36 protein-coding genes are annotated in these 24,080 nt (G+C 48.3%); 33 read left to right on the forward strand and 3 right to left on the reverse strand.

What is annotated here, in order from left to right:
* Positions 1 to 212 precede the first annotated feature (212 nt).
* Positions 213 to 1,538, forward strand: a complete 1,326-nt coding sequence (locus tag QUB30_RS25635; protein ID WP_333339350.1) for a thymidylate synthase — start codon at positions 213 to 215, stop codon at positions 1,536 to 1,538.
* Complete coding sequence (locus QUB30_RS25640) at positions 1,535 to 2,074, forward strand: dCMP deaminase family protein (protein WP_333339352.1); 540 nt, start codon at positions 1,535 to 1,537, stop codon at positions 2,072 to 2,074. Before QUB30_RS25635 ends, QUB30_RS25640 begins: the two co-directional genes overlap by 4 nt.
* 241 nt (positions 2,075 to 2,315) lie before the next feature.
* Here the strand turns inward: QUB30_RS25640 and QUB30_RS25645 are convergent, their stop codons facing one another.
* The 3 genes from QUB30_RS25645 to QUB30_RS25655 all read right to left on the reverse strand — a co-directional run bounded on the left by QUB30_RS25645 (position 2,316) and on the right by QUB30_RS25655 (position 4,075).
* Entirely contained in the window at positions 2,316 to 2,801 is a 486-nt protein-coding gene (locus QUB30_RS25645; RefSeq protein ID WP_333339354.1) for a salt stress protein, Slr1339 family, read from the reverse strand.
* Positions 2,802 to 2,873: 72 nt separating this feature from the next.
* Entirely contained in the window at positions 2,874 to 3,479 is a 606-nt protein-coding gene (locus tag QUB30_RS25650; protein WP_333057785.1) for a VWA domain-containing protein, read from the reverse strand.
* A gap of 119 nt (positions 3,480 to 3,598) precedes the next feature.
* Positions 3,599 to 4,075 (reverse strand): NAD(P)H-quinone oxidoreductase subunit N, encoded by a 477-nt coding sequence (locus QUB30_RS25655; RefSeq protein WP_333059805.1) that lies wholly within the window; start codon positions 4,073 to 4,075, stop codon positions 3,599 to 3,601.
* A gap of 431 nt (positions 4,076 to 4,506) precedes the next feature.
* Here QUB30_RS25655 and rplC point away from each other — a divergent pair, with 431 nt between their 5' ends.
* From rplC to prfA, 31 genes are all read left to right on the forward strand, one after another.
* Entirely contained in the window at positions 4,507 to 5,142 is a 636-nt protein-coding gene (rplC, locus tag QUB30_RS25660; RefSeq protein WP_333039608.1) for a 50S ribosomal protein L3, read from the forward strand.
* Positions 5,143 to 5,332: 190 nt separating this feature from the next.
* Complete coding sequence (gene rplD, locus QUB30_RS25665; protein WP_333339357.1) at positions 5,333 to 5,965, forward strand: 50S ribosomal protein L4; 633 nt, start codon at positions 5,333 to 5,335, stop codon at positions 5,963 to 5,965.
* A complete protein-coding gene (locus QUB30_RS25670; protein ID WP_006634999.1) occupies positions 5,958 to 6,266 on the forward strand; it encodes a 50S ribosomal protein L23 in 309 nt (102 codons plus the stop codon). The genes rplD and QUB30_RS25670 overlap by 8 nt, the downstream gene beginning before the upstream one ends.
* Positions 6,267 to 6,424: 158 nt before the next feature.
* Positions 6,425 to 7,288 (forward strand): 50S ribosomal protein L2, encoded by an 864-nt coding sequence (gene rplB, locus QUB30_RS25675; protein WP_333039612.1) that lies wholly within the window; start codon positions 6,425 to 6,427, stop codon positions 7,286 to 7,288.
* Positions 7,289 to 7,401: 113 nt separating this feature from the next.
* On the forward strand, positions 7,402 to 7,683 hold the full coding sequence (gene rpsS, locus QUB30_RS25680) for a 30S ribosomal protein S19 (RefSeq protein WP_006634997.1): 282 nt from the start codon (positions 7,402 to 7,404) through the stop codon (positions 7,681 to 7,683).
* Between the two features lie 97 nt (positions 7,684 to 7,780).
* Positions 7,781 to 8,140 carry a 50S ribosomal protein L22 gene (rplV, locus tag QUB30_RS25685; RefSeq protein WP_006634996.1) on the forward strand — a complete coding sequence of 120 codons (360 nt, stop codon included), beginning with the start codon at positions 7,781 to 7,783 and terminating at the stop codon, positions 8,138 to 8,140.
* A gap of 113 nt (positions 8,141 to 8,253) precedes the next feature.
* Positions 8,254 to 8,982: a 30S ribosomal protein S3 gene (gene rpsC / locus QUB30_RS25690; protein WP_006634995.1), complete on the forward strand. Its 729-nt coding sequence runs from the start codon at positions 8,254 to 8,256 to the stop codon at positions 8,980 to 8,982.
* Between the two features lie 114 nt (positions 8,983 to 9,096).
* The gene (gene rplP / locus QUB30_RS25695; protein ID WP_333039615.1) at positions 9,097 to 9,516 is read left to right on the forward strand and encodes a 50S ribosomal protein L16; all 420 of its coding nucleotides are present in this window, start codon (positions 9,097 to 9,099) and stop codon (positions 9,514 to 9,516) included.
* A gap of 159 nt (positions 9,517 to 9,675) precedes the next feature.
* Entirely contained in the window at positions 9,676 to 9,957 is a 282-nt protein-coding gene (gene rpmC / locus QUB30_RS25700; RefSeq protein ID WP_333339359.1) for a 50S ribosomal protein L29, read from the forward strand.
* A 68-nt stretch (positions 9,958 to 10,025) separates the two neighbouring features.
* Entirely contained in the window at positions 10,026 to 10,274 is a 249-nt protein-coding gene (gene rpsQ, locus QUB30_RS25705) for a 30S ribosomal protein S17 (protein ID WP_006634992.1), read from the forward strand.
* A 116-nt stretch (positions 10,275 to 10,390) separates the two neighbouring features.
* A complete protein-coding gene (gene rplN / locus QUB30_RS25710) occupies positions 10,391 to 10,759 on the forward strand; it encodes a 50S ribosomal protein L14 (protein WP_006634991.1) in 369 nt (122 codons plus the stop codon).
* 1 nt (position 10,760) lies between these two features.
* On the forward strand, positions 10,761 to 11,123 hold the full coding sequence (rplX, locus tag QUB30_RS25715; RefSeq protein WP_242719707.1) for a 50S ribosomal protein L24: 363 nt from the start codon (positions 10,761 to 10,763) through the stop codon (positions 11,121 to 11,123).
* A gap of 142 nt (positions 11,124 to 11,265) precedes the next feature.
* A complete protein-coding gene (rplE, locus tag QUB30_RS25720) occupies positions 11,266 to 11,811 on the forward strand; it encodes a 50S ribosomal protein L5 (RefSeq protein ID WP_006634989.1) in 546 nt (181 codons plus the stop codon).
* A gap of 22 nt (positions 11,812 to 11,833) precedes the next feature.
* Positions 11,834 to 12,238: a 30S ribosomal protein S8 gene (gene rpsH / locus QUB30_RS25725; protein WP_190657976.1), complete on the forward strand. Its 405-nt coding sequence runs from the start codon at positions 11,834 to 11,836 to the stop codon at positions 12,236 to 12,238.
* Between the two features lie 122 nt (positions 12,239 to 12,360).
* On the forward strand, positions 12,361 to 12,909 hold the full coding sequence (gene rplF / locus QUB30_RS25730) for a 50S ribosomal protein L6 (protein WP_333039622.1): 549 nt from the start codon (positions 12,361 to 12,363) through the stop codon (positions 12,907 to 12,909).
* A gap of 2 nt (positions 12,910 to 12,911) precedes the next feature.
* A complete protein-coding gene (gene rplR, locus QUB30_RS25735; protein ID WP_333339363.1) occupies positions 12,912 to 13,274 on the forward strand; it encodes a 50S ribosomal protein L18 in 363 nt (120 codons plus the stop codon).
* A 162-nt stretch (positions 13,275 to 13,436) separates the two neighbouring features.
* Positions 13,437 to 13,985 carry a 30S ribosomal protein S5 gene (gene rpsE / locus QUB30_RS25740; RefSeq protein WP_190745441.1) on the forward strand — a complete coding sequence of 183 codons (549 nt, stop codon included), beginning with the start codon at positions 13,437 to 13,439 and terminating at the stop codon, positions 13,983 to 13,985.
* A gap of 146 nt (positions 13,986 to 14,131) precedes the next feature.
* Positions 14,132 to 14,578 carry a 50S ribosomal protein L15 gene (rplO, locus tag QUB30_RS25745; protein ID WP_006634984.1) on the forward strand — a complete coding sequence of 149 codons (447 nt, stop codon included), beginning with the start codon at positions 14,132 to 14,134 and terminating at the stop codon, positions 14,576 to 14,578.
* A gap of 102 nt (positions 14,579 to 14,680) precedes the next feature.
* The gene (gene secY, locus QUB30_RS25750) at positions 14,681 to 15,985 is read left to right on the forward strand and encodes a preprotein translocase subunit SecY (protein WP_333339366.1); all 1,305 of its coding nucleotides are present in this window, start codon (positions 14,681 to 14,683) and stop codon (positions 15,983 to 15,985) included.
* A gap of 5 nt (positions 15,986 to 15,990) precedes the next feature.
* Positions 15,991 to 16,575: an adenylate kinase gene (locus QUB30_RS25755; RefSeq protein WP_333339369.1), complete on the forward strand. Its 585-nt coding sequence runs from the start codon at positions 15,991 to 15,993 to the stop codon at positions 16,573 to 16,575.
* Positions 16,576 to 16,868: 293 nt separating this feature from the next.
* On the forward strand, positions 16,869 to 17,093 hold the full coding sequence (gene infA / locus QUB30_RS25760; RefSeq protein ID WP_006276978.1) for a translation initiation factor IF-1: 225 nt from the start codon (positions 16,869 to 16,871) through the stop codon (positions 17,091 to 17,093).
* Positions 17,094 to 17,461: 368 nt separating this feature from the next.
* Complete coding sequence (rpmJ, locus tag QUB30_RS25765) at positions 17,462 to 17,575, forward strand: 50S ribosomal protein L36 (protein WP_015178722.1); 114 nt, start codon at positions 17,462 to 17,464, stop codon at positions 17,573 to 17,575.
* An 83-nt stretch (positions 17,576 to 17,658) separates the two neighbouring features.
* Positions 17,659 to 18,042 (forward strand): 30S ribosomal protein S13, encoded by a 384-nt coding sequence (rpsM, locus tag QUB30_RS25770; RefSeq protein WP_333339372.1) that lies wholly within the window; start codon positions 17,659 to 17,661, stop codon positions 18,040 to 18,042.
* Between the two features lie 84 nt (positions 18,043 to 18,126).
* A complete protein-coding gene (gene rpsK / locus QUB30_RS25775) occupies positions 18,127 to 18,525 on the forward strand; it encodes a 30S ribosomal protein S11 (protein ID WP_006634980.1) in 399 nt (132 codons plus the stop codon).
* 174 nt (positions 18,526 to 18,699) lie between these two features.
* Positions 18,700 to 19,644 carry a DNA-directed RNA polymerase subunit alpha gene (locus tag QUB30_RS25780; protein WP_202798589.1) on the forward strand — a complete coding sequence of 315 codons (945 nt, stop codon included), beginning with the start codon at positions 18,700 to 18,702 and terminating at the stop codon, positions 19,642 to 19,644.
* Positions 19,645 to 19,769: 125 nt separating this feature from the next.
* A complete protein-coding gene (rplQ, locus tag QUB30_RS25785) occupies positions 19,770 to 20,120 on the forward strand; it encodes a 50S ribosomal protein L17 (protein WP_190657966.1) in 351 nt (116 codons plus the stop codon).
* A gap of 29 nt (positions 20,121 to 20,149) precedes the next feature.
* Entirely contained in the window at positions 20,150 to 20,992 is an 843-nt protein-coding gene (gene truA, locus QUB30_RS25790) for a tRNA pseudouridine(38-40) synthase TruA (protein ID WP_333339376.1), read from the forward strand.
* A 139-nt stretch (positions 20,993 to 21,131) separates the two neighbouring features.
* On the forward strand, positions 21,132 to 21,587 hold the full coding sequence (gene rplM, locus QUB30_RS25795; RefSeq protein WP_015178725.1) for a 50S ribosomal protein L13: 456 nt from the start codon (positions 21,132 to 21,134) through the stop codon (positions 21,585 to 21,587).
* A complete protein-coding gene (gene rpsI, locus QUB30_RS25800) occupies positions 21,587 to 22,000 on the forward strand; it encodes a 30S ribosomal protein S9 (protein WP_006634975.1) in 414 nt (137 codons plus the stop codon). Before rplM ends, rpsI begins: the two co-directional genes overlap by 1 nt.
* Positions 22,001 to 22,355: 355 nt before the next feature.
* Positions 22,356 to 22,664: a 50S ribosomal protein L31 gene (rpmE, locus tag QUB30_RS25805; RefSeq protein ID WP_333339379.1), complete on the forward strand. Its 309-nt coding sequence runs from the start codon at positions 22,356 to 22,358 to the stop codon at positions 22,662 to 22,664.
* A gap of 317 nt (positions 22,665 to 22,981) precedes the next feature.
* Complete coding sequence (prfA, locus tag QUB30_RS25810; RefSeq protein WP_333339383.1) at positions 22,982 to 24,076, forward strand: peptide chain release factor 1; 1,095 nt, start codon at positions 22,982 to 22,984, stop codon at positions 24,074 to 24,076.
* Positions 24,077 to 24,080: the final 4 nt, after the last annotated feature.

Here is a 24,080-nt window from a genome sequence, read left to right on the forward strand (position 1 = left end):
GGAGCCGGATGAGGTGAAAGTCTCACGTCCGGCTCTGAAGGAGAGGTAGGAGTGGTAACGCTCCTATCGACTCTAACGGAACGGGGCAAACAGCCATTGTCACCGGCTGGACAGTAAAAAGTGCGATCGGCAAAAAATTACAACCCAACGAATTTGCTGTCATCGGACAACTGTACTCTCCTACTCGCGGCATCAACTTCTTAATTAGAAACTTGCTGTGCAATCCCCACGTCCGCTTTTTAGTAATTCTCAACGCTACCAAAGAAGACCGCAACTCCGGTGCCGCAGCGTGCTTGATCGACTTTTTTCGCAACGGCTTTGAAGCCGGCAAAAGCGATACTGGTAGAGATTGCTGGTTAATTAAATCTTCAATATTTGGCTACATTGATATTGAAATAGCAGCAGAAGCCTTAGAACTATTGCGTCATTCAATCGAATGGAAAGAAGCCATAAATATAGCAGAAACAGTGATTTTTGTCAAGTATTTTTCAGAAAAAGCAGTGGTTGAACCTTGGGGAGAAACCGTAACTTTTCCATTAGTTGAAATCGTCCCGACTGTACTCCCCGGCCAGAAATACGGACACAGAATCGAAGGCAAAACTATCGCCGAAACTTGGGTAAAAATCATCCACCGAATTAAGACCACCGGCACCTTACGGCCGACTGGTTACGACGGACAGTGGCAAGAATTAATCGACTTAATGGCAGTGATTACAGATGAACCTGCGGAGTTCTATTTTCCAGAACCGAATTACTTACCAATCGACCGCGATTTCCTCGAACAGTACAAACCGCAAATGCTCGAAGATGCCCCGTATAGCGAAGGCATTAAATATACCTACGCACAGCGGATGAGGTCGTGGTTTGGACGCGATCAAATTGAAGAAGTTATTGCCAAACTAATTAAAGAAATTGACGCGGCAAGTGCTGTAATTAGTTTGTGGGATGCCGGGGGAAATATTAACAGAAGGTCTGACGGTTCCTCAGACCACCAGCACAGCGGCAGTCCTTGTTTAAATCATATTTGGGTGCGAGTGGTGGATGGTGAAATATCGCTAACTGCAACTCTCCGCAGTAACGATATGTTTGCGGCTTGGCCGGCCAATGCAATGGGTTTGCGGGCTTTGCAGCAGCACATTCGAGATGAAATTGCGAGGCGTTCCGATTATAATTTGACGATGGGCCCGTTGGTAACTCTGAGTCAATCGGCTCACTTGTATGACGATACCTTTGAAAATGCCGATCGACTAATTCAAACCCAATATGCTAAAATCTGCGAAGATCGAGACTTTTTCGATGCAGCGGGCAATTTTTTAGTTGAAGTAGCGGACAATCAGATAGTAGTCACGCAAACCACCCCGGGCAGCGGCGAAGTTGTCACTTGTTATTCTGGAAAAAACCCTCTCAAGTTAGTGCGAGAAATTTGTGCGGCTTCCCCGGCTATCAAAGGCGAGCATATTGGTTATTTGGGAATAGAATTGCAAAAGGCGGCCGAGTGTCTGAAAACCAGCAACCAATACATTCAGGATAGAAAATGAATCTAGAAGAAGAAAGACCAAGTTGGGACGAATACTTCTTAATGTTAGCAAAATTGGCTGCTACTCGATCGACTTGTCTGGCTTTTCCTGTAGGCGCGGTGATAACTAAAAACAGGCAAGTTTTAGCAACGGGTTACAACGGTTCGCCGTCAGGTTCGGCACACTGTACTGCTCAAGGCTTCTGCTATCCTGGTTTGAGTAGTTGCGACGCCAGTAAAACTTTGCCATCAAGGGCGGTTCATGCTGAAGCCAATGCGATCGCCAAAGCTGCCAAACACGGTATATCTACTGCTGGGGCTAGTATTTACGTCACCTTAGAACCCTGCATCTATTGTTTGAAATTAGTCATTGCCGCTGGAATTCGAGAAGTGTTTTACGAAACGAGTTTTAACAGTGGAGAAAAAGCTGCTTTGAGAGATACTTTTATCAGTGAAGGTATTGTTGAGTTAAAACAAATTCAGCTATCTGAAGATACAGCAAAAAAAGCGGCTTTGTTTTTGTTGAATCCTACGTCTGTGGCCAAAAATTTAGTATAGGAGGAATCCTCCCCCTGGTTGTCGCAGCCACAGGAAATAACTGTGCTGTGTTCCTATAAATGATATTTATTTGCTGGCCATTTGTAGGGAGACGGCACTGCCGTCTCCTAAATCCCGCGTGATACAAATGATATTTATTTTACGCTTTGTAAAGACACAGCACTGCCGTGTCCTTACAAAAAATAGAGATGGCAATTAACAAAAAAACGGCCTTACCAATTGTGAATATCGTGTAGTTCAATCAATCAAACTCATTCACCGCTTGCAAATAGTCGATCGCCGCATCTATCCTCGAAGAATACTTAAAAGCAAACTGATCGAACCAATATCCCTCATCGGAATTCTTATCCAACTTTTTCAGCCAAACCTGAGCTTGCCTAACTTTCTGTCTGTGCGTTTGTACGTCCAACTGTGGTTCCGCGACTTTTTCTGCGGGTTGCGGTTGCAGTGAAGCGACTTCCTGAGCTTTATTTTGCGTTTCGTGCTCAGCCTTAAGCGGTTGCAGTGAAGCGACTTCCTGAGCTTTATTTTGCGATTCGTACTCAGCCTTAATTTGAGCTAAATCCTTATCCAAAGGACTAGCATACAAATTTATATCTGATGTTTTAAATGTTGCATTTGACGGCGCTTGTGCAGGCGCCGGCGCCTGACTTTTCAACTCAGCAATTTTTTGAGATGCTTGATACTCTGCCTTAAGTTCACCTAACAGGCGCTCGATCGATTCCATAACTTAAACCCCCTAAAAAATGCTGCTGGGCTAACTGGCCCCAATATAATCACGGAAACTTCGCCCGCCTCCTTAATCAGTTATTGCATTGAGCAATACCTCTGTCAGGGTCATTCCTTCAATATCATCCATCGTGACAGTATCAACGATATCGAATTTAGCCCCGGCGCTTTGCAGTTCGTCATCCAATATCTTGAGAAACTTAGTCGCTTCCGGCGCATTTCCTACTTGAATGAAAGAAATCGCCAACTCTTCATCTCGATCGAGCTTCCGCGAAGCCTCTATAATAGTTTTCATCACTTCTTTGCGATCGTCCGGTTCCCCGTCCGTCACCACTAATATTGTTTCTCCATTTTGCTTGGTCTTACCGGATGCTTTGCGCTGAAAATAACTGTTCAGAGCGTCTTGCAGAACAGCAGCTAAATTCGTAGTTCCCGAAGGTTCGTTTTCTTGGAAAATTTGCACGACTTTAGCTGATGTTACGTTGTCATAGCGCTTGAAGCGACCGGAAAACACATAAACTGTTATGCCATCAGGATCAAGTTCTTCGCATTTATTGGCCAATGCGATCGTCGATTCTTGCATGAGCGCCCACCGACTTTTACCGCCCATCTGGTCTTTCGTGTACATACTACCGCTTTTGTCAATGATTATGGTATAATCGCGGTTCTGAAGCATAAGATTTTTCCTGTTAATTAAGTTTTTCCCAAAAATATCAAAACCAGCGAGCAGAAGCTGTTGAGCTTTAGTTGCTCGCTGCGTTTTTTTAGTTGATTTGCGATCGCAAATAGCGGAATTTAAGCTGCAACTAAAGCGTCTTTAAGTGGCTTCCAGCTAAAAGCTCGATCGCCCCCCATCTCCACTGCTATTTTAACTCGTGGTTCTAACGTCGGCAAAACAGTCAAATACTCAATCTCCTGACTCGACAAAATTTGCCCTTCAATAATCCACAGCACCAATCCTTTTGCTTTCGGTGGCAAATTGTCTAATTGAGTTTTCAACATCGGCGGCACGTAGTATGTATAACCAACCGCCCCTTCGTTGCCAGTAGTTTTCTTGCCCAAATGCGGCGGTCGTACCCCGTGAACCCCCGTTAAATACATCGCCAAATCGCCCAAACCCCGCGCCGAAATCGTGTACCCACCGTAGCCCGCTGCCCTCAGCCGGCGGAGGTAGCGCCCCTCAAATCCTCCCTCTAAAGGAACGTACAGGGCCAGCGACCCCGACTTTTCCAAATCCCGAATCAGATCAGATCCCGTCGTAATCAGTCCCATAAATTTGTGTTTCCTGCTGTATCAAAATTTGGTTGATCGCTGCTTGCGAGCTGGAAATATTATAAATCCTAAAGTTGAGGCGAAAAATTCTCATCGCGCCCTTGACAAACGGCAAACACTTCATGTACTATTGTGAATTGTCGCCGTAAAGGATACTGAGTGGTTTGCTGCTCAAGTCCTGGCACAAACAAGCAAGACCGAGACAAAACTCGGAGATAGAGTCGGTAAAAAGCCGCGAATCTCAACCCTTGCAAGACTTCCACAAGCTCGCTCCCAAATTTAAAACTCAAATTTTAAACACCGAGGAAGGCTGTTGGTTGATAACAGTTAATTGCAGGAACACTGAAATAAATGTTTCTGCACAAGAGCAAGCGGATTGACGTAACTTTCGCAATCCGAAACCTCTTGCGTAAATAAAAGGAAGAAAATCCGTGTCTGTAGGCATTCTTGGCACTAAACTAGGCATGACTCAAGTGTTTGACGCCGAAGGGAGAGCCATCCCCGTCACCGTCATACAAGCAGGGCCTTGTACAGTAACTCAAATCAAAACAAAACAAACTGACGGCTACGGTGCCGTTCAAGTTGGATACAACGAAGTCAAACCAAAGGCTCTCAACAAGCCAGAACTAGGACACCTTGCCAAGTCGGGGGCGAATCCACTGCGCCACTTGCAGGAATACCGATTGGAAGACACCAGTTCATTTGAATTAGGTCAACAACTAAAAGCAGATACTTTTACACCGGGACAAATAGTAGATGTCATCGGTACCAGCATCGGTAAAGGTTTTGCAGGTTTTCAAAAGCGCCACAACTTTAAACGAGGCCCCATGTCTCACGGTTCCAAGAACCACCGCGAGCCTGGATCGATCGGGCCTGGAACTACTCCTGGTCGCGTTTATCCTGGGAAAAGAATGGCAGGACGTATGGGCAACGTTCAAGTCACCGTCCGCAAACTAACAATTGTCCGGGTGGATACAGAGCAGAATTTACTGCTAATTAAGGGAGCAGTTCCCGGCAAAGCTGGCGCCTTAGTCAATGTTGTGCCTGAGAAAAAAGTAGGACGTTAGTCAGTAGTAAGTAGTCAGTAGTCAGCAGTCAGTAGATAGTGGTTGGCCGTTAGTAGCAAGCAATAACTAAGAACTAAAAGCTGAAAACTAAGAGCTGAAAACTAAGACCTGAGAACAGACAACAGACGACAGACAACAGACAACAGACAACTAACAACAGACAACTAACAACAGACAAAGGACAAAAGATATGGTTAATTGTGTAGTCCGAAATTGGCAAGGCGAAGAAGTTGGGGAAACAACTTTAGAACTGCGCGTAGCCAAAGAAGAAAATGCGTCTCACATCGTTCACAGAGCATTGACGCGGCAACTGAATAACGCTCGTCAAGGAAATGCTTGCACCAAAACTCGCTCGGAAGTCAGAGGCGGCGGTCGCAAACCCTGGCGTCAAAAAGGCACGGGTCGAGCCAGAGCAGGTTCTATCCGTTCTCCGCTGTGGCGGGGCGGCGGTGTCATCTTCGGACCAAAACCGAGAGACTTTGAAGTCAAAATGAACAAAAAGGAACGCCGTCTCGCTTTGCGGACAGCATTCCAAAGTCGCACCGAAGACATCATTGTGGTTGAAGAATTTGCAGAGCAATTTCCGAAACCGAAAAGCAAAGAATTGCTGGGTGCGATCGCCCGCTGGGGTATTGAACCCGATACAAAAGTTCTGTTAATCTTGCCAGAACCGCAACCAAACGTCTACTTATCAGGACGCAACATCGAATTAGTAAACGTCATCTTGGCAACCTCCCTGAATGTTTACGACGTTCTCGCGGCTGACAAAATTATCGTCACATCTACAGCCATAGCTAAAATTCAGGAGATTTACGGTGAGTAAAATCGACCCCCGCGACTACGCAGATTTGATCCAGCGTCCGATTCTCACCGAGAAAGCTACCCGAATGATGGAATTAAATCAATTCACATTCGACGTAGCCCCCAAAGCGACCAAGCCTCAAATCAAAGCTGCAATCGAAGAACTATTTAAGGTCAAAGTCATCGGCGTCAACACCCAAAACCCGCCGCGCAAAAAGCGTCGAGTTGGCAAATTCGTCGGATTTAAACCTTGTTACAAGCGAGCAACCGTAACTCTGACCGACGGAGACTCGATCCGCAAACTCCTATTCCCAGAAGTTTAGCCAATTTTGGATTTTAGATTTTAGATTTTAGATTGCGGTTAACTGGTGAAAATACCAAACCCAGAAAGTTACCAAGTTAACTGATAATCCCAAATCTAAAATCCAAAACCGCCAAGTCCTTGCATCCCAAATCTAAAATCTAAAATCTAAAATCGATTATGGGCATCCGTTCTTACCGACCTTATACCTCCAGCACCCGAGAACAAACCGTCTCGGACTTTGCTGAAATTACCAAATCCGAACCAGAAAAGTCTCTAACCAGTAATAAGCACACCAAACAAGGCCGCAACAACCGAGGCGTCATTACCTGTCGCCACCGGGGAGGCGGTCACAAACGGCTTTATAGAGACATCGACTTCCGCCGCGACAAACACAGCATTCCAGCTACCGTCAAGGCGATCGAATACGACCCCAATCGCAACGCCCGCATCGCCCTCCTGTTCTACAAAGACGGCGAAAAACGGTACATCCTGCACCCGCTCAACTTAAACGTCGGTACAGTAATTGTCTCAGGCCCAGACGCGCCGATCGAGATCGGTAACGCCCTCCCCCTGAAGAACATTCCCCTCGGTACCAGCATCCACAACGTCGAGCTAGTACCTGGAAAAGGCGGACAAATCGTTCGCTCCGCCGGCTCCAGCGCTCAGCTAATGGCAAAAGAAGGTAGCTACGTTACCCTGAAACTGCCATCGGGCGAACAGCGCAAAGTCCGCGCCGACTGCTATGCCACTATCGGTCAAGTCGGCAACACAGACGCCAGAAACATCAGCCTCGGCAAAGCAGGTCGCACCCGCTGGAAAGGTCGTAGACCCACCGTTCGCGGTAGTGTCATGAACCCGGTAGACCACCCGCACGGCGGTGGCGAAGGCAGAGCTCCCATCGGACGTCCCGGGCCTGTCACTCCATGGGGTAAACCAGCATTGGGTGCAAAAACTCGACGCAAAAACAAGCGCAGCGACGCTTTAATCGTCCGCCGCCGCCGCAAATCTTCCAAGCGCGGTAAGGGCGGTAGACAAAGCTAGTTATCAGTCAGCAGTCTTCAGTGCTTAGTTATTAACTGCTAACTAATGACTGAGGACTGATGACCAATGACTGCTGAATCATGCCTAATGACTCCTGAATTACTAAAAAAATCATGTCTCGATCGCTAAAAAAAGGCCCCTTTGTCGCAGATGCTCTGATGACAAAAATCGAAAAACTCAACGCCGCCGGCCAAAAACAAGTAATTAAAACTTGGTCGCGATCTTCCACAATTCTGCCTCAAATGGTAGGTCACACGATCGCCGTTCACAACGGCAGACAGCACGTACCCGTCTACCTCACCGACCAAATGGTAGGTCACAAACTCGGAGAATTTTCCCCCACTCGCACCTTTAGAGGTCACGCGAAAAGTGGTGATAAAAAGGCAAAAAGATAGCCGAATTAGGTGACAGGTAATAGGTAATCGGACCAACTTTTTCCCAATTACCAATTACCTTTTTCCCAATTACCAATTACCAATTACCCAAATCGAAATGGTTATAGATACCACATCCGAAATTAAGGCGATCGCCCGTTACATCCGGACATCCCCCTTCAAAGTGCGCCGAGTCCTCGACCAAATTCGCGGCAAAAGCTACCAAGAAGCGCTGATTTTACTCGAATTCATGCCCTACCGCGCCTGCGAACCAATCGTCAAAGTTTTGCGATCGGCAGTAGCCAACGCCGAACACAACGCAGGATTGGATAAATCCAAGCTGGTAGTTTCTCAAGCTTACGCAGACCAAGGCCCAGTCCTCAAACGCTTTAGACCCCGCGCTCAAGGTCGCGCCTACCAAATTCGCAAGCCAACCTGTCACATTACCGTAGTAGTAGCTCCGCTCGTAGAAAACTAAACCAGGGAAAAACGTAATAGGTAATAAACAGCTTAAAGTTGAAAAAATGGGTAATCACCAATTACCAATTACCAATTACCAATTACCAATTACCAATTAACTCATCAACTATTATGGGCCAAAAAATACATCCAATTGGTTTTCGTCTCGGCATTACCCAAGAGCACCGCTCTCGCTGGTTTGCCGATCCCAAAAACTATCCAGAACTCTTGCAAGAAGACTATAAAATTCGCAAGTACGTTCGTAAAACCCTCAGCAATGCTGGCATTTCATCGGTCAAAATTGAGCGGAAAGCCGATCAAATCGACCTAGAAGTGTTCACCGCCAGACCAGGCGTTGTCGTAGGCCGCGGCGGAGCAGGGATCGAAACTTTGCGCGTCGGTTTGCAGCAGCAACTGGGTAGCAACCGCCAAATCCGCATCAACGTCGTCGAAGTCCAGCGAGTAGACGCCGATGCCACACTGATCGCGGAATACATCGCTCAGCAACTAGAACGGCGCGTATCTTTCCGCCGAGTCGTCCGCCAAGCGATCACCCGCGCCCAAAAAGTCGGCATCCAAGGCATCAAAATTCAAGTCAGCGGACGCCTCAACGGTGCAGAAATTGCCCGTACGGAATGGACCCGGGAAGGAAGAGTCCCCTTGCACACGCTGCGGGCAGACATCGACTACTCCTACTGCACTGCTCAAACCATCTACGGTATTCTGGGCATTAAAGTTTGGGTTTTCAAAGGCGAAATTATTCCCGGACAGGAACAAGAGGCTGCACCAAATGCAGCAGTGCCCCGCACCAAACAAAAGCGCCGCCGCCAGAACTTTGAAGATCGATCGAACGAAGGCTAGCTAATTGTTAACTGTTAGTTGTCATTTGTTAAGTGTGAGTTGTTCCAAACCAATTAGCAATTAGCAATCACCAATTACCAATTACCAATTACCAATTACCCAACTCCCAAAGCCATGTTAAGCCCTAAAAGAACGAAATTCCGCAAACAACAGCGCGGGCGAATGAGCGGTATTGCCACCCGCGGCAATACAGTTAGCTTTGGCGACTTCGCGCTCCAAGCCGTCGAACCCGCCTGGATTACTTCCCGCCAAATAGAAGCCGGACGCCGCGCCATGACCCGCTATATCCGCCGGGGTGGCAAAATTTGGATTCGCATTTTTCCCGACAAACCAGTCACCGAGCGCGCAGCAGAAACCCGGATGGGTTCTGGTAAAGGCTCACCAGAGTTTTGGGTGGCCGTGGTCAAACCGGGCCGGGTAATGTTTGAAATTGGCGGCGTAAGTGAAGAAACTGCCCGCGAAGCAATGCGTTTGGCATCTTTCAAGTTACCAATTAAAACCAAGTTCATCACTCGCGAAGAAGGCCAGTCATAGCGAAGAGCGAAGGTAGAATTAGGTCTGTATTAATCAGCATTTTAAACGGCTACAGCATTTTAAAATCTGGCTTTCATAACTTTTCTTTCCTTCGACCTTCAGCCTAAGAGACAATTATGTCTTCTGTCATACCGCTCGCTAACGAGAAAGCACACAATTATGTCTTTGACCAAGATTAAAGAAGCTAGAGAATTAAGCGATGCTGCAGTAGCAGAGCAAATTTTAGCCGTCAAGCGCCAACTAATGGAATTGCGGCTCCAGCAAGCTACCGGCCGCATGGAAAAGCCTCACCTGTTTAAGCACGCCAAACATCGGCTAGCTCAATTGATGACAGTTGAACGCGAGCGCCAAATCGTTGCTGAGAAAGAAGCTGCAGAAAAATCAGCCGCAGCTCAAGAAGCCGCAGGTTCGGCTCTCAGCCCAGAAGTCAGCCAAGAGTGAGCAGCAACCTAGCCTCGGCTCGCACAGTAGCTAAAAACAAGTCAATTGCACAACAAAAATAGGTAGCTATGGCAATTAAAGAACGAGTTGGCGTAGTAGTCAGCGACAAGATGGATAAAACCGTCGTGGTAGCAATCGAAAACCGCTCCTCCCACACCAAATACGGCAAAATCGTAGTCCGCACCAAGCGCTACAAAGCTCATGACGAAGAAAATCAGTGCAAATCCGGAGATCGCGTCCGCATCACTGAAACTCGCCCACTGAGCAAAACCAAACGTTGGACGGTTGCTGAGATTTTCGGGACAAAAAACGGTTAACAGTTAATTGCGATCTCGCGCTCGCCCGATCGGTACTTGATTAATCAATTAGTCGTCAACAGTCAACAGTTAACAGTCAACAGTTAACAGTCAACAGTTAACAGTCAACAATCACCATGATTCAACCCCAGACATACCTCAATGTCGCCGACAATAGCGGAGCCCGCAAACTGATGTGCATCCGCGTATTGGGAGGCGGCAACCGTCGCTACGGCGGAGTCGGCGATGTCATCATTGCCGTCGTCAAAGACGCCATCCCCAATATGGCAGTCAAAAAATCAGATGTCGTTCGGGCTGTCATTGTCAGAACCCGCAAAGGTCTGCGCCGCGACAGTGGCATGAGCATTCGTTTTGACGATAACGCCGCCGTTATTATCAACGTAGACGGCAACCCCAAAGGCACTCGCGTCTTCGGTCCCGTAGCCCGCGAATTGCGCGACAAAAACTTTACTAAAATCGTTTCCTTAGCCCCGGAGGTACTTTAAAATGTACGGAAAAAAGGGTAAACCAACTAGCGAGCCGCAGCGCTACAGAATGCACGTCAAAGCGGGCGACACCGTGCAAATAATTACTGGCAAAGAGAAAGGAAAAGTCGGAGAAATCTTAAAGACATATCCTAAAGTCAGCAAAGTAATTGTTAAAGGTGTAAACATCAGAACAAAGCACGTCAAGCCCCAGCAAGAGGGAGAGTCCGGGAAAATACTCACATTTGAGGCTCCCATTCACAGCTCAAATGTCATGCACTATTCCGAAAAAGAAAAAATAGCTAGCCGCGTTTGCTATACATTTAGCGAAGACGGTCGGAAACTGCGACAGCTCAAAAAAACTGGAGAAATCATCGATCAATAGTGATTTGTTATCAGTCATCGGTCATTAGTCCGCCTTCTGACAAGTGACTTTTCAACTCATAACTAACAGCTAACATCGGTGGGACGGACAATCGACAAATTCCCTGACCAAGCCCAGGGACAGTTAACGAAACACAAAAACTATGCCGGACAAACTCAAAGTTCTTTATCAAGGAAAAATCGTTCCCACACTGATGGATCAGTTTAAATATACTAATATCCATCAGGTTCCCAAACTCGTCAAAGTCACAGTGAACCGCGGTTTGGGAGAAGCATCTCAAAACGCTAAGGCACTGGATTCGTCGATCAACGAAATTGGCATCATCACCGGTCAAAAACCAGTGGTGACGCGGGCGAAAAAAGCGATTGCAGGCTTCAAAATCCGCAAAGGAGTACCCGTCGGCGTTATGGTGACGCTGCGCGGCGATCGGATGTACGATTTTCTCGATCGGCTGATCAACCTCGCACTCCCCCGAATCCGCGACTTCCGCGGCATCAGCCCCAAAAGCTTCGACGGGCGCGGCAACTACAGCTTGGGTCTGAGAGAACAGCTAATTTTTCCAGAAATAGAATATGACCGCATCGATCAAATTCGAGGCATGGACATTTCAATTATCACCACAGCAAACACCGACGAAGAAGGACGCGCCTTGCTTAAAGAAATGGGAATGCCGTTCCGGGACAACTAAGCACTAGAGTAAGAAGCAAAAGATGGCAGCTAACGATACCATAGCAGATATGTTGACGCGCATTCGCAATTCTTGCATGGCGCGCCACCAAACAACGCAAATTCCAGCTACAAAAATGACCCGCAGCATCGCCCAAGTCCTCAAAAGTGAAGGCTTCATCGGCGAATTTGAAGAAGCAGAAGCAGAAGGGGTCAAGCGACATTTAGTGCTTTCTCTAAAGTACAAAGGTAAAACTCGCAAGCCCATTATCACGGCACTTAAGCGAGTCAGCAAACCAGGACTGCGCGTTTACTCGAACCGTAAAGAATTGCCCAGAGTGTTAGGCGGAATTGGCATAGCCATTATTTCCACCTCCAGCGGCATTATGACGGATAGAGAAGCTCGACGCCAAGGTTTGGGCGGTGAAGTGCTTTGTTATGTTTGGTAGTCATTAGTCATTAGTCATTAGTCACTGGTCGTTGGCAACCGACTCAAAAATCAATCACTAAGGACTAATAACTAAGCACTAATAATCAAGGACTAATAACTAAAAACAAAGGACAAAAAACTATGTCGCGAATTGGCAAGCGTCCGATTAGCATCCCCACGAAAGTCACCGTCACCCTAGACGGTCAAAAAGTAGCCGTCAAAGGCCCTAAAGGTGAACTTTCCCGAGTCATCCCAGCCGAAATCCTCATGGGAATTGAAGGCGAGACTTTACTCGTTACCCGCCGAGACGAATCTCGTGTCGCCAGACAACTGCACGGCTTGTGCCGCACCCTAGTCGCCAACATGGTCGAAGGTGTATCCCAAGGTTTTCAGCGGCGTCTCGAAATTATCGGCACAGGTTATCGGGCACAGGTTCAAGGACGGAACCTGATTTTAAACGTCGGTTACAGCAAACCCGTTGAAATGCCCCCTCCAGAAGGCATCACAATGGCAGTTGAAGGCAACACCAACGTCATTGTCTCTGGCATTGACAAAGAACTCGTAGGCAATACAGCAGCCCGCATCCGCGCAGTGCGTCCGCCTGAAGTCTACAAGGGAAAAGGCATTCGCTACAGCGGCGAAGTCGTCCGGCGCAAAGCTGGTAAAACAGGCAAAACAGGTAAGAAGTAACCATGAAGCTTACTCGCAAAGAATCAGTTCACCGCAGACACCGCCGCGTGCGGCGCAAGGTGTTCGGCACCTCCGAACGCCCCAGACTAGCGGTATTTCGTTCAGAGCAGCACATCTACGCTCAAGTAATCGACGACACCGCCCAGCACACTTTGGCCGCCGCGTCAACCCTCGATCCCGAATTGAAGTCAACTCTCAGTTCTGGCGGCAACTGCTCCGCGAGCGTGCAAGTCGGTCAGTTGATTGCCAAACGCTGTTCCAGCGCTGGCATAGTCAAAGTCGTATTCGATAGGGGGGGCAACCTCTATCACGGTCGTGTCAAAGCCCTCGCAGAAGCAGCTCGCGAAGCGGGGTTAGACTTCTAGAGGGGGTAATGGGTAGCGGGTAATGAGTAATTAAAAAGTAAAAAGTCAAAAGTTGAAAGTTAAAAGGCAAAATCCAGATTTCTTCTATTTTTACTTTTTACTCAAACAATTACCACTTGCCGATCGCCTTTCACCAATTACTAATTCCCACAGGACAAAACTATGGCAGAACAAAAAGAACAGCGCAACAAGAAAAAAAGCAGCAGCAACAACAAAGGGCGCGAAAAAGAATCCGAATGGCAAGAACGGGTTGTTCAGATTCGGCGCGTTACCAAAGTAGTCAAAGGTGGTAAAAAACTCAGCTTCCGCGCCATAGTCATTATCGGCAACGAACGCGGTCAAGTTGGAGTAGGAGTCGGCAAAGCTAGCGACGTAATCGGTGCCGTTAAAAAAGGCGTCGCTGACGGCAAAAAGCACCTAATTGAAGTCCCCCTCACCAAATCTAACTCCATCCCTCACCCCATCAACGGTGACGGCGGCGGAGCTAAAGTGATGATGCGGCCGGCCGCTCCGGGAACCGGGGTAATTGCAGGGGGAGCAGTGCGAACTGTTCTCGAACTAGCAGGAGTCCGCAACATCTTAGCCAAACAGCTAGGTTCTGGAAATCCCTTAAACAACGCCCGAGCTGCAGTCAATGCCCTCTCCACCCTCCGCACCTTGTCCGAAGTTGCTCAAGAGCGCGGAATTCCAGTAGAAAATCTCTACGGTTAGGGCACGCGAGAATGGGAAACTGTAAGTTTTGAGTGTTAAGTGCTTGCGGTGAAAATAAAAAAATCCGCAACTTAAAACTCACGCACTCAAAACTACTGCGTACCCGCTCTCTAAATACCAAATACCAATTACCAATTACTAAAACTATGAGATTGCAAGACGCCCGACCCAAAGCAGGCTCCCAAAAGCGCCCCCGACGCTTGGGCAGAGGTATTTCTGCCGGTCAAGGCGCGAGCTCCGGCAAAGGGATGCGCGGTCAAAAATCTAGAGCCGGTAGCGGCACTAGACCAGGTTTTGAAGGAGGTCAAAATCCTCTCTACCGCCGTCTCCCCAAGTTGAAAAGCTTCCCTCTAGTGAACCGGAAAGAGTACACTACCATTAATGTAAGTAAATTAGCATCGCTGCCAGCAAACACCGAAGTTACTCTCACCTCTTTGATCCAAGCAAAAATTGTCACCACAGACGACGGGCCGCTGAAAATCTTAGGAGATGGTGAACTGAATGTACCTTTGCAAGTGCGCGCCTCGGCTTTTACCGCAGGTGCTCGCACCAAAATTGAAGCTGCAGGCGGAAGTTGCGAATTAGTTGCGTAAAGATTTGAGGTTTGAGAGTCTGTCCAAATCTCAAATCCTCAAGCTTGCTATCAGAAAATGATTTAGTCGAAAATCCCAAATCTAAAATCCAAAATCGTAACTATGGACGTTAGTAGAGAGAAAGCGCCAACTGCACAAGAGACGTTCATGCAGATGGCTCAAGCTGCTGGTTTGCGAGGCCGCATCCTCGTAACCATTGGCTTACTGATTTTAGTACGCCTGGGTGTCCACTTGCCAGTCCCCGGCATCGATCGAGTCGCCTTTGCCCAAAACGTCGAAAATAGCCCTTTAATTGGCTTTCTGGATTTGTTCTCAGGAGGCGGGTTGTCAGCTTTGGGGATTTTTGCGCTGGGGATTTTGCCCTACATTAATGCTTCAATTATTGTGCAACTTCTAACTGCGGCTCTGCCAAGTTTAGAAGACTTGCAGAAAAATGAAGGGGAAGCAGGGCGGCGCAAGATTTCTCAAATTACTCGCTACGTTTCTTTGGGCTGGGCAATTCTGCAAAGCGTTGGCATTGCGATTTGGGTCAGCCCTTTTGCTCAAGCTCCCGCGCCTTTATTCATAGCACAAACTGCTTTGGCTCTGACAGCCGGCTCAATGTTTGTGATGTGGATATCGGAAGTGGTGACGGAACGAGGTATCGGGAACGGAGCGTCGCTGCTGATTTTTATCAATATTGTGTCGGTATTGCCGCGCTCTTTGGGACAAACTTTTGAATTGGCTCAAAGTGGGGACACTCAAGTAGTCGGCCGCGTAGTCGTTCTGCTGCTGGTGTTTTTGGTAACGATTGTCGGGATTGTGTTTGTTCAGGAAGGTACTCGCCGCATTCCGATTATTTCGGCCCGCCGCCAAGTCGGCCGCAAAGTTTATCGGGAGAGTCGCAGCTATCTACCGCTACGGTTGAATCAAGGCGGGGTAATGCCGATTATTTTTGCATCTTCGGTGCTGATTGTACCTTCTTTCCTCGCTCAATCTCTCAATAACCCGTTTTTGGTTCAAGTGGCTAACGTTTTGAGTCCGAACGGGCCGACGCCTTGGGCTTACGCGCTATTCTATCTGACTTTGATTCTGTTCTTTAGCTATTTCTACGCTTCGTTGATTGTCAACCCCGTAGATATGTCTCAGAACTTGAAGAAAATGGGTGCCAGCATTCCTGGGATTCGTCCGGGTCAGAAAACCAGCGATTATGTGGAGAAGGTTTTGAACCGTTTGACTTTCTTGGGAGCGATATTTCTCGGTCTGGTGGCAATTGTACCAACGGCTGTCGAAAGTGCGATCGGCGTGCAAACTTTTAGAGGTTTTGGCGCAACTTCCCTACTGATTCTAGTAGGTGTGGCGATCGAAACTGCTAAGCAAATTCAAACTTACGTCATCTCCCAGCGATATGAAGGAATGGTGAAGTAATCGTAATGCAATTTATTTTCATGGGGCCTCCAGGGGCGGGAAAGGGAACTCAGGCTCAGATATTAGGCGCTCTCTGGAAAATACCCCACATTTCTACGGGCGAAATCCTGCGCGCCTGCGTGGTGGCGAAAACGGCCTTGGGCTTAAAGGCGCAAGCTTACATGGACAGGGGTGAGTTGGTTCCCGACCAATTGCTGATGGATATCGTGCAGGAACGCTTGAATGAACCGGACGCGAATGCGGGCTGGATTCTCGACGGCTTTCCCCGCACTGTTGCCCAGGCAACTTTTTTAGACAAACTGCTGCAGGAGCTTAGCGGTGCCGAGGGGAGTACATCGAACCCGAAATTTGGTCTCAAAGCTGTTAATCTTGACGTGCCTGACGACATTTTGGTGTCTCGCCTGCTCTCGCGGGGCCGGCAGGATGACAATGAGGAGACGATCCGCCGCCGGTTGCAAGTTTATCGCGAGCAAACTGAGCCTTTGATTGATTTTTACAGCGGCCGCCAACAGTTAGTTGCGGTTGATGGCGATCAACCGATGGAATTAGTCACCGCACAACTGCAACAATCTCTCTCGATCGACTCTTGAACCCTCTCAATACGGCTTGTTACTCACAAGCTTTTGCTAAGATATGTTAACTAGGAGCTTTTTGTGCTATCAGGTTTTGTGAGGGTTGCTAGAGACCGGATTGAACTCGATACTGATTGCCACAACTTTACTCAAGTAAAGCTAAAACAATTGGTTGGTTGAGTCAAGAAGTCGATCGAGTCGCCCTAATTATTGCCCCCCGTTCCCGTTTGACTCGTACCAGTAAATAGGTTTTGAGGCCAACGCCGGGACACTCCTAGTTAATCAAATGTAGAGTTGAGGTAAATACCAAATTGTCTAAGCAAGATTTAATTGAAATGGAAGGGACAGTGACGGAATCCCTGCCCAATGCGATGTTTCGCGTTGACCTAGATAATGGGTTTAACGTGCTGGCTCACATTTCCGGCAAGATCCGCCGCAACTACATCAAAATTCTGCCTGGCGATCGCGTCAAAGTCGAATTAACCCCCTACGACTTGACCAAAGGCAGGATTACTTATCGCCTTCGGAAAAAATAGGCTTAGATAAAACTTTCTAAAAACTAATTCTAAGTTTAATTTAGAGAGAATTTGGTAAAAAGCTTCAAATTTATGCTATAATGCTACGTTTGTAGTGTTGCCGAGAAGGGCGTCAACAACCCACCGGTGTACCGGGTTAAGTCATTGTTACACCGTAAAAGTATCGCTCGCCAACACTCTGGCGCAGGCGAACTTTACCCAGCAATGGGAGTGGGTGCAAGCGGGCTCCTTCATGAAACAACCCGCACTTTATACAATTTAATCGAGGAGAGGTCTACACCTTGCCCAGCCTCTCCTCCCACCGCTCTACGGGCAGTCCCAGCGTGCCTGTTCTCCGCTAGAGCGGGGTTCTCCAGGCAGGAAGAAAGATGAAAGTTCGAGCATCTGTCAAAAAAATTTGTGAGAAATGTCGCGTCATCCGCCGTCGCGGTCGAGTGATGGTGATATGCACTAACCCGAAACACAAACAACGCCAAGGTTAGAAAAAAAGAAGATTGGGCACTGCACGCAGGTGCATCCTAATTGAACATTGTAGCCAAACAGGAAAACTAGGGAGACAAAAAGTGTGGCACGGATTGCCGGGGTAGACCTTCCACGCGATAAGCGCGTCGAAATAGGTCTGACATACATTTACGGAATAGGCCTGTCGCGGGCCCAAGAAATTATCGCTGCAACAGGCGTAAATCCTGACACTCGCGTCAAGGATTTAACAGAGGCCGACGTGACTGCTCTGCGGACTCATGTAGAAACCACCTACCAAATCGAAGGAGACCTCCGGCGCTGGGAGTCAATGAACATCAAGCGCCTGATGGATATCGGGACTTATCGCGGTCGGCGTCACCGCTTGGGTCTGCCGGTGCGGGGTCAGCGAACCCGTACCAACGCCAGAACCCGTCGCGGCGTCCGCCGAACAGTTGCGGGCAAGAAAAAAGCACCTTCCAAGAAGTAACATCTTTTTTGGAAAAATACGCTGGGGGCTGCTGGCTCCTAGCGCTTCGGGACATTAGTTGAGAGTAACGTTAAAGAGACTAATATGGCGCGACAACAAACAGGCAAGAAATCTGGTGCAAAAAAGCAGAAACGGAATGTACCCAATGGGGTAGGCTACATCCAGTCTACCTTTAACAACACAATTGTGACTATTACCGACCTCAACGGGGAAGTAATATCCTGGGCATCAGCGGGTTCCAGCGGTTTTAAAGGAGCTAAGAAGGGCACTCCCTTTGCAGCTCAAACAGCAGCAGAAAGTGCTGCCCGCAGAGCCAACGACCAAGGAATGCGCCAAATAGAAGTAATGGTGAGCGGGCCAGGAGCAGGTCGAGAAACTGCAATTCGGGCGCTGCAAGGGGCGGGACTGGAAATTACCCTGATTAGAGATGTTACCCCAATTCCTCACAACGGCTGTCGCCCTCCCAAGCGGCGTAGAGTCTAAAACGATTTGAGATTTTAGATTTTAGATTTTGGATAATGGCTAACTGCTTAAAGTCAAAAACTAATGGTTCTAACTGTTGCCCCGTCCATCCAAAATCCGAAATCCGTTCAGGGGTATGCTCTGCAATCTAAAATCCAAAATCAAAAATCCAAAGTGGAAAAGGGAGGTCACTCCGTGGCGCAGTTTCAAATTGAATGTATAGAGTCTAACACTGACAAAGACCGCAGTCAGTACGGAAAATTTGTCCTGGAACCGCTCGATCGCGGTCAAGGAACAACTGTTGGGAATGCGCTTCGGCGAGTTCTGCTGTCAAATTTGGAAGGAACGGCAGTAACTTCAGTCCGAATCGCGGGCGTCAATCACGAGTTTGCCACGATCGAAGGGGTACGTGAGGATGTTCTAGAAATTCTCCTGAACATGAAAGAGGTGGTCCTCAAAACTCATTCTCAGCAGCCGCAAATCGGCAGGTTGCGGATTGAGGGGCCTGTCACAGTTACGGCCGATAGATTCGATTTGCCCTCAGAGGTGGAATTGATCGATCGCTCCCAGTACATTGCAACTCTCTCGCCCGGCTCAGTTCTGGAAATGGAATTCAGAATTGAAAAAGGCATCGGATACCGAGCAGTAGACCGCAGTCGCGATGATGGGTCGGCTTTGGATTTCCTCCAAATAGACGCCATCTTTATGCCGATTCGTAGAGTCAACTACAGCGTTGAAGATGCTAGGGTAGGCGGCACGGTCGAGAAAGACCGGCTGATTATGGAAATCTGGACTGATGGTAGCGTGACTCCTCAAGAAGCTTTGAGTCAATCTGCCAACATCCTGGTAGATTTATTTGCACCTCTCAAAGACATCACCCAAGATTCTCTCAAACCAGAGTATCCAGGTGAAGCCGATCCTACTAGCCAAATTCCGATCGAAGAATTGCAGTTGTCCGTCCGGGCTTACAACTGTCTCAAGCGGGCTCAGATCAACTCAGTCGCAGACTTATTGGATTATACCCAAGAAGACTTGCTCGAGATCAAGAACTTCGGGCAGAAGTCTGCCGAAGAAGTGATTGAAGCTTTACAAAAACGCTTGGGCATTACCTTGCCACAGGAAAAATCAGCTAAAAGTTAATCAACGGGTAACGGGTAAAAAAGTTCTGAATTTTAAGTAGGTGAGTTTTTCAGTTAAAGAAATCACCGCTCAAAACTCGCGGACTATCCCGGCGCCCAATTACCAATTACCAATTACCAACTGCTATGCGTCACCGCTGTCGCGTCCCCCAACTCAACAAACCGGCTGACCAGCGCCGCGCCCTGCTGCGCTCGCTGACCACCGAATTAATCCGCCACGGTAAAATTACTACCACTCTCGCCCGCGCCAAAGCGCTGCGCCCAGAGGCGGACAGAATGATTACCCTGGCAAAAGATGGCTCCTTGGCCGCTCGCCGCCAAGCTATGGGCTTTATCTACGACAAACAGTTAGTACACGCCTTGTTTGAAGCAGCCCAAGAACGGTACGGCTCGCGCAACGGGGGCTACACCCGCGTAGTACGAACTGTCCCCCGCCAAGGAGACAATTCCGAAATGGCGATCGTTGAACTGGTTTAATTCCATTTTGGGTTGGAGATTTGTGATTTATGACTGACAATCGAAAATCCCCAATCGAAAATCCCCAATCGATACAGCGCGTTGCTCTAGTAATCCAATACCTCGGCACTAACTTTCACGGTTGGCAGCGACAGCCGAACCAGCGTACAGTACAAGAAGAAATTGAAACCGCAATATCGACTGTTCTGGAACGCCCGGTAACGCTGCACGCTGCTGGGAGAACCGATGCGGGAGTTCACGCCGCTGCTCAAGTAGCCCATTTTGACGCCCACGGCCCAATTCCGGCTCACCGCTGGGCAAGCGTTCTCAACTCTCGACTGGCAAAAGATATTTTAATTCGAGCTTCGGCAAAGGTGGAACCTACCTGGCACGCTCGGTTCTCAGCCAGTTGGCGGCGCTATCGCTACACCCTTTATACAGATCCGACTCCTAATTTGTTTGTGCGTCCTTTTGCTTGGCACTGCTACCACGCCCCTGTGGATGCATCTTTGATTCAGACAGCTTTGACACCGCTCATCGGGCGGCATCACCTGGCTGCTTTCCACCGCGCGGGATCAGCCCGCCCCCATTCCTGGGTGGACGTACAAGCGGCCGAGTGTCACCGTTCTGGGCCTCTTATCTATATTGAGGTTCAGGCGAGCGGGTTTCTGTACGGGATGATGCGGCTGCTGGTGGGGTTGCTGGTGCAGGTGGGTCGAGGGGAAAGGCCGATCGACAATTTCACAGATATCTGGGTCAACGAACGCCGAGAAATGGTAAAATATGCCGCTCCCGCTCAAGGTTTGTGCCTGCTGCGGGTTGGCTATTCAGAATTTCCCTTTCCCCCAGATGTCTGGTACGACACCCAGCCAAAATTAGTCATTAGTCATTAGTCATTAGTCATTAGTCATTAGTCATTAGGTAACTACTAATAAAAAACTAAGGACAACTAACAATTAAAAACTGACAACTGACAACTGACAACTGACAACTAACAACAGTTAACAGTTAATAGACAACTAACAACAAACAATGAACAAAACTTACGTCCCTACTCAAGACTCCCTAGAGCACAAGTGGTACGTGGTCGATGCCGCCGACCAGCGGCTGGGCCGTCTGGCAACGGAAGTTGCCATGTACCTCCGGGGGAAACACAAACCGACTTACACTCCTTCTATGGATACCGGCGACTTCGTAATTGTCATCAATGCTGACAAAATCGCTGTTACTGGCAAAAAACGCACCCAGAAAATCTACCGCCGCCATTCTGGAAGACCGGGCGGCATGAAAACAGAAACTTTTGCCAAATTGCAAGCACGTTTGCCCGAAAGAATCGTCGAAGAAGCTATACGGGGAATGCTGCCTCACACTTCTCTCGGCAGACAACTGTTTACTAAACTGAAGGTGTACGCTGGCCCCAACCACCCGCACCAAGCTCAAAAACCAGAAGAATTAATTGTTCACACGATTCCGGGAGGAAATGAGTAATGCAAGCAACAGATACATCCGGTCGCGCTGTGTACTGGGGTACCGGCCGCCGCAAGCGTTCCGTAGCGCGGGTGCGCTTGGTTCCCGGCACTGGCATACTGACTGTCAATGGTAAAGAGGGGGATTTGTACCTACAATTCAACCCTACTTATTTGGCTCTCGCTAAGGCCCCTCTGGAAACTTTGGGTCTGGAAAATGAGTACGACATTTTGGTCAAAGTCGAAGGCGGTGGCTTGACAGGTCAGGCTGACTCGATTCGCTTGGGTGTCGCTAGAGCACTTTGTCAATTAGACCCGGACAACCGCAAGCCTCTGAAGACTGAGGGCTATTTGACTCGCGACCCGCGGGCCAAAGAACGGAAAAAGTACGGTTTGCGGAAAGCTCGCAAAGCTCCTCAATACTCGAAGCGGTAATCGAGGGCAGTTCGGCAACGGATTTTTTAACGGATGTAACGGATGTAACGGATGTAATGGAAGTTCGGCAACGGATTTTTTAACGGATGTAACGGATGTAACGGATGTAACGGAATTTCGGATTGACGGATTGACGGAAGAAGGCCCTTCGACTTCGCTCAGGGTAAAAAGAAGGAAGAAGGAAGAAAGAAAAGGCAAGAATCATTCAGATTTGATCTGCCTTTTTTTCAAGTTTATTTCCGATTCCTGATTCCTGGTTCCACAAGGTATAAGACAAAATTGGTGCTGTTGTTGGTTTAGAAGTCCTGCGGCAGCTAAAATGGTTGTAAAGTCAAAAATTAGAGAGTAAAAAACAATGGCAAAAGATGGCATTCACCCTGAGTGGTATCCCGAAGCTCAGGTTTATTGCAACGGGGAACACGTGATGACGGTTGGTTCGACTAGACCAAAGCTTCAAGTTGATGTTTGGTCGGGAAATCATCCTTTTTATACTGGCACTCAGAAGATTATTGATACTGAAGGTCGTGTGGAGCGCTTTATGCGGAAATATGGCATGACCGAGGTAGAAATGCCGAAGGCAGATGCTTCCTCTGGACCGCTGAAAATGGAAGAGCCGAAAGCAGATGCTTCTAAGGCTGCTGGTAAAGGCAAAAAGAAGAAGTAGCCGGATTGTCATTTGTCCGCAGTTTGTTGAGAGTAGTTCTTTCTACTGGCAACTTACCGCCCTCGGATTTTAGATTTTAGATTGAAGACTTGCTACGGCTGGCAGTAGAGTTCGATCGACATTCTATCCTAACTGCTCTTGAGTTCTAAAATCTAAAATCTAAAATCTAAAATCGATCCGCCCTCGGATTGGAGAGTTGAGATTGAAGACTTGCTACGGCTGGCAGTTGAGTTCGATCGAGATTCTATCCCAACTGTTCTTCAAATCTAAAATCTAAAATCTAAAATCTAAAATCGATTGACAAAGGACAACTGACAATGGCTGAATCTTATTTGCTGGATAAATTGAAGTCGGTAGAGCAAACTTTTAATGAGTTGACTCGCCGCATGGCTGACCCGGATGTGGCTAGGGACAATCAAGAGTTTCAACGGGTAGCGAAAGCTCGATCGTCCTTGGAGGAAGTGGTCGATACTTTTGCTCTGTGGAAAACAACTCAGGAAGATTTGGTGGGCGCGCGACAGGTTCTCAAGGAAGCCGCGGGCGATCGAGATATGCAAGAAATGGCTGCGCTGGAAGTTCAGGAACTTGAGGCGAAGCTGGAGAATTTGGAAAGTCGTTTGAAGGTTTTGCTGCTCCCCCGCGACCCGAACGATGACAAGAATATTATGCTGGAAATTCGGGCCGGTACTGGCGGTGATGAGGCCAGTATTTGGGCGGGAGATTTGCTGCGGCTGTATTCGCGTTACGCTCAAACTCAAGGCTGGCAGGTGAAGTTGGTGAGCGAGTCGCTGGCGGAAATGGGCGGCTTTAAAGAGGTGATTCTGGAAATTACAGGCGACAGCGTTTACAGCAAGCTGAAGTTTGAGGCTGGAGTACACCGGGTGCAGCGAGTGCCTGTGACTGAGGCTGGCGGCCGGGTGCATACTTCGACGGCGACGGTGGCTGTGATGCCGGAGGTGGATGATGTGGAGATTCACATCGATCCGAAGGATATTGAGATGAGTACAGCTCGATCGGGCGGCGCTGGCGGTCAAAATGTGAACAAGGTGGAAACTGCTGCGGATTTGTTTCACAAGCCGACGGGAATTCGGATTTTCTGTACTGAGGAGCGCAGTCAGTTGCAGAATAAGGAGCGGGCGATGCAGATTTTGCGGGCTAAGCTCTATGAGATGAAGTTGCGGGAGCAGCAGGATGAGGTGAAGTCGCGGCGTTTGGCTCAGGTTGGTACTGGTTCGCGATCGGAGAAGATTCGCACTTACAACTATAAGGACAATCGGGCTACCGACCACCGTTTGGGGGAAAATTTCTCGCTCAATACTGTTTTGGAAGGGGATATTGAGGGGATTATTCAAACTTGCATTTCCCAGGATCAGCAGGAACGTTTGGCTGAGTTGGCTGCTTCTACTAATTGATCGA

The sequence above is a fragment of the Microcoleus sp. BROC3 genome (assembly GCF_036702515.1).
Lineage (GTDB): Bacteria > Cyanobacteriota > Cyanobacteriia > Cyanobacteriales > Microcoleaceae > Microcoleus.